General features: G+C 50.2%; 5 protein-coding genes. All 5 read left to right on the top strand.

Annotated elements, in window-relative coordinates:
- On the top strand, window positions 1-576 hold a 576-nt coding region (locus D6694_10810), incomplete at its 5' end, for an ABC transporter permease (protein ID RMH39815.1).
- Window positions 573-1,430, top strand: a complete 858-nt coding sequence (locus D6694_10815; protein ID RMH39816.1) for a hypothetical protein — start codon at window positions 573-575, stop codon at window positions 1,428-1,430. The genes D6694_10810 and D6694_10815, both read left to right, overlap by 4 nt.
- On the top strand, window positions 1,427-2,308 hold the full coding sequence (locus D6694_10820; GenBank protein ID RMH39817.1) for an ABC transporter ATP-binding protein: 882 nt from the start codon (window positions 1,427-1,429) through the stop codon (window positions 2,306-2,308). The genes D6694_10815 and D6694_10820 overlap by 4 nt, the downstream gene beginning before the upstream one ends.
- Window positions 2,295-4,004, top strand: coding sequence for a hypothetical protein (locus D6694_10825; protein ID RMH39818.1), 1,710 nt, complete (start codon window positions 2,295-2,297; stop codon window positions 4,002-4,004). Before D6694_10820 ends, D6694_10825 begins: the two co-directional genes overlap by 14 nt.
- Window positions 4,001-4,250: decaprenyl-phosphate phosphoribosyltransferase (locus D6694_10830; GenBank protein RMH39819.1), on the top strand; the 250-nt coding region annotated here is incomplete at its 3' end. The genes D6694_10825 and D6694_10830, both read left to right, overlap by 4 nt.

The following is a 4,250-nucleotide window of genomic DNA, read 5'->3' on the forward strand; positions in this document are numbered from 1 at the left end:
GACGTCGAAAGACGCTATACGGCCAGTTTGCTGGGCTTGCCGCTTGCCCGCCATACCTATATCGCCGGACGGTTTGCAGGGATCGCCGTTTTTTTGCTGGTGTGCGGGGCGTTTCTTGGCCTTTGTGGTGGTGTGGTTGTCTGGTTTATGCGCGCGGATATGAGCGCCGGCTTGGCTCTGAACTGGTTCAATTTGGTGCTGGCCGTTTGGGGGGATATCTGCAGGTCCATTTTGCTACTGGCTCTGGCCGTTTTGTTTTCATCAATCAGTACATCCCTTTTTCTGCCTGTTTTTGGCACGCTGGGGATCTATCTGGCAGGTTCTGCATCTCAGGAGGTCATGGATTATCTGGCAACTGAGGCGGGCAAGCAACTTCCGCAAGCAACGAGGACGATTGCGGAAATATTGTATTTTATCCTCCCCAATTTTTCCGTTTTCGATTTCAAGGTTCATGCGGTTTATGGCCTGGCGACGCCGCTCAAAGGCGCCATGTTCGCCGCGGCCTATTTTGTCGTTTATGGCGGTATCGTTCTTCTTTTGGCTATCCGACTTTTCAGTCGGAGGGAATTGCCATGAAAAAATGGCTTTGGCCGGTTCTGTTCCTTGCTGTTTATGTGAATCTTGTGGTCCCGCTGAAATCTTTCATGGACAACAGGCCGGTTGCGGTCAAACTTGGTTATCTTCCGGATGGGAAGGTTTTGCGTTATACGGTTGCTGACCAGAAACCCCTCGTGGCGGAACTGGCTGTCTTGAAAGTGCTGTTTTACTTTGGGTCTCTTGTCGAGCAGTGGCAGAATCAAATTGCCATTCCCCCCGAATACTACAACATGTACAGAATGATTGAATCGGCGGTTCGCCTCGACCCCTATAATATGGATGCCTACTACTTTGCCCAGGCCGCCTTTACCTGGGAAGTCGGCCACGCCGAGGACGTTAATCACCTTCTTTCCTACGGGATGAACTATCGGACCTGGGACTGGTACCTGCCTTTTTTCAGAGGATTCAACGCAGCCTATTTTCTCAAGGACTATCAGTCGGCCGCGGAGGATATGAAAAGAGCGGCAGAGTTGTCCGGCAGTGCGCTTTTCACCAATTTGGCTGCCAGATATTTTTATGAGGCAGGGCATAATGACCTTGGGATTGCCTTTTTGCGGGCAATGGTTCAGCGGGAACGTGATCCCAAGGTCAAAAAGGCGTTTTCACTAAGATTGGAGGCTTTGGAAAAGGTTAAGCAGCTTCAGTCTGCTGTCGTCGCTTACCAAAAGAAATTCGGGCGGTTACCCGGCCAACTTGGTGACCTGGTCACCAGTGGCATGATCGATGCTGTTCCCAGAGATCCCTACGGAGGTCAATTCTATATTCAGCCCGACGGCAAGGTGCGCTCAACAAGTTCGTTCGCCGAATCAAAAAAGAGACGTGTCCAGCAATGAATGCCATCGATATAACAGGCCTTTGCAAAACCTATCGCGGCAAGCGCGGTGCCCGAATCATTGCCCTTTCCGATTTGACCTTGCATGTTGCTCCCGGGGAGGTTTTGGGTTTTTTGGGGCCCAATGGGGCCGGCAAGAGTACAACGATCAAGATTCTAACCGGTCAAATCTGCCCTGATTCCGGTGTGGCCAAGATATTCGGTGTTGATTCCTTGTCAGACAAGGCCCGTCTCAGGATTGGGTACTTGCCGGAAAATCCCTCTTTTTTCCATTTTATGACGGGCACTGAATACCTGAATTTGGTTGGGCGCCTTTACAACATGAGCCATCAGGCAATTCTTCAGGAGTCAGAGCGGGTTTTGTCGCTGCTCGAACTTGAGAAGGCAGCCAAACGACCCATCCGTGGTTACAGCAAGGGGATGGTGCAGCGGCTCGGGTTGGCCCAGGCCCTTCTGCATGATCCTGACCTCTACATTCTTGACGAGCCAATGAGTGGCCTTGATCCCATTGGCCGGGCATTGGTTAAAAAAATTATCAGACATTTGAAGGAACGGAAGAAAACGGTTTTTTTCAGCACCCATATCACCGCCGATGTCGAAGAAATTTGTGACAGGGTTGCTGTAATGGTTGATGGACGCCTGCAGGTACTTGAATCAGTCCATGATTTGTTGAAAAAGGGAATCGAAGGTTATCGTGTTGTTGGACGTATGCCGGGATATGGTTCCGCACAGCGGGTTGTTGCATCGCAAGAACTGAAAAAGACACTTGAAAGTTTGCTTCTCGAAGATTTTCAGGTTGAGAGAATAGAGCCTGTTCGCAAGAATCTGGAAGATTTCTTGCTCAAGACTATCCGGGGAGAGGCGAATGAAGATAGGTAGAAATTTCCAGCTCCTCTTCCTGGTTTTTGTCGTCTGTGGCGTCTTTTATCCATCCCTTTTTGCCGGCATCAATTCTGTTGATGACTGGCGCATGTTTCAGGACCTGGAGGAGATGGCGCGGGGAGACTGGTGGTCGCTCTTTTTGCCGACATCCGGCTTTTACTATCGTCCGCTGCTGATGCTGACCTTTCTTATTGACTTCACGTTTTGGGGGCAGGTGCCGTCCTTCTATCATCTTGGAAACATTTTCATCCATGCCGCCAATGTAGGTCTCGTTTTTTGGGTGACCGATTCCCTTCACAAACTTGCCCGGCCAAATGAAGAGCCTGGTCCATGGCCTTTGCTTGCCGGATTGCTGTTTGCGGTTCATCCAATCGTTACCGAATCGGTTGATTGGATTTCAGGTCGCACTGACTTGTTGGGCTGTTTCTTTGTCCTGTTGGCAACCCGGGCCCTTGTCGCGGCTTGCAGTCGTCAACAAATCAGGTTCGTTCTGCTTGGGATCCTGGCGGCCATGTTGGCCATTATGTCCAAGGAGATAATGGTTTTTTTTCTGCCGGCCGGAGCTTTTATGCTTTGCAGATTGTCTCCAGTTTCGCTGAACAAGGCTTGGTGCCGCCGGTCGATGACAGTGTTTTTGACTCCTTTTGTTTTTATGGGAGGTCTCTATTTCGCTCTGCGCACATGGAGATATGGCCTCGGATCAGGATTTTCCTACCTGTTGCACAGATACGACTACAGCCTGTTCGACACGGTCCGGGTCTTTTTTAAGGCGTTTGGTTTTTACATTAAGAAACTGTTTTTTCCCTTGCCCCTGAATTTTGCCATCGTGAGTGCGTCGGATGCCTATGTCTGGCTTGGAATCGCATCGGCTGTAGCCATGTTGTTTATGCTGCGCCGACGGCACACGGGGGTTGATCTGATACTGGCCGGATTTTACCTGGTCTTTCCTGGGGTGCTGATTGCCCTGACAAACATCGCCTGGACGCCTTTGGCGGAGAGGTATATCTACCTGTCGACGGTTTTTGTGGTGATGGGCCTGGTTCACCTTTTGCGTGACTTTTCCTCCAGGATGCGCCGCGAACCCGTTTTCGTGGCTGGCGTGGCTGTCCTCCTTTTGCCTATGACGGTTGCCACGGTCGAGCGCAATTTCGTTTGGCAGGACAATGCTCTCCTCTACGCTGATACTGAAAAAAAATCCCCTGATTTTAGTTTGTTGGATAATGAATTGGCGGTTGCACTGATTGATCGTGGTGATTTGACGCGAGCTGAGGCTGTTTTGGCCAGAGGCAAGAAATCAGCTGATGCCTCCCCCTTGCTGTATATCAATCAGGCCCGTATTTACGTTGCTCGGAAGGAATTTGCCAAGGCCAGGTCTGAGATTTTACAGATATGCAAGGATAAACGGCTCGCTAACCTGGATGCTCTGAAGATGTTGGCAAAAATTGATGAAATGATGGCCTATGAGGGGGAGAACATTGATCTTCATGACCTCGCTGATACCTACCGGGTTTTGGCAACCAGGAGCAACGATCCATTTTACGATTACAAATATGCCAAACTGCTCTACAAGTTTGGCCGGAAAAAAGACGCCTTGGTGTATTTTCGGAACGCCTTTTATGATTCCAATGAAGGTGCGTATTACAGACCGGCGGCTGAAAAATATATGCTCAGGCTTCAGGCAGAAATACAATGATTGCATTTTGGGGGTTGATCCGTCCGCACCAGTGGCTCAAAAACCTCCTGCTGCTGTTCCCACCTTTTTTGGCGGGGAGGCTGCTGGGCGAGTCTTATTCTTTGCCGGGACTTTTGCTTCCTGTTTTTTGCTTCTGTTTGGCATCGAGTGCCACCTACATCATCAATGATATCCTGGATGTTGAGCTGGATCGACGCCATCCGCGCAAGTGCCGAAGGCCACTTGCTTCCGGAAAAATCTCTGTCC

This window comes from Gammaproteobacteria bacterium (assembly GCA_003696665.1).
GTDB lineage: Bacteria > Pseudomonadota > Gammaproteobacteria > Enterobacterales.

What these genes read in the sequence shown, in the direction of transcription:
- D6694_10815 (RMH39816.1), top strand. Translation starts at nt 573, where the DNA reads ATGAAAAAATGGCTTTGGCCGGTTCTGTTCCTTGCTGTTTATGTGAAT.
- D6694_10825 (RMH39818.1), top strand. Translation starts at nt 2,295, where the DNA reads ATGAAGATAGGTAGAAATTTCCAGCTCCTCTTCCTGGTTTTTGTCGTC.
- D6694_10820 (RMH39817.1), top strand. Translation starts at nt 1,427, where the DNA reads ATGAATGCCATCGATATAACAGGCCTTTGCAAAACCTATCGCGGCAAG.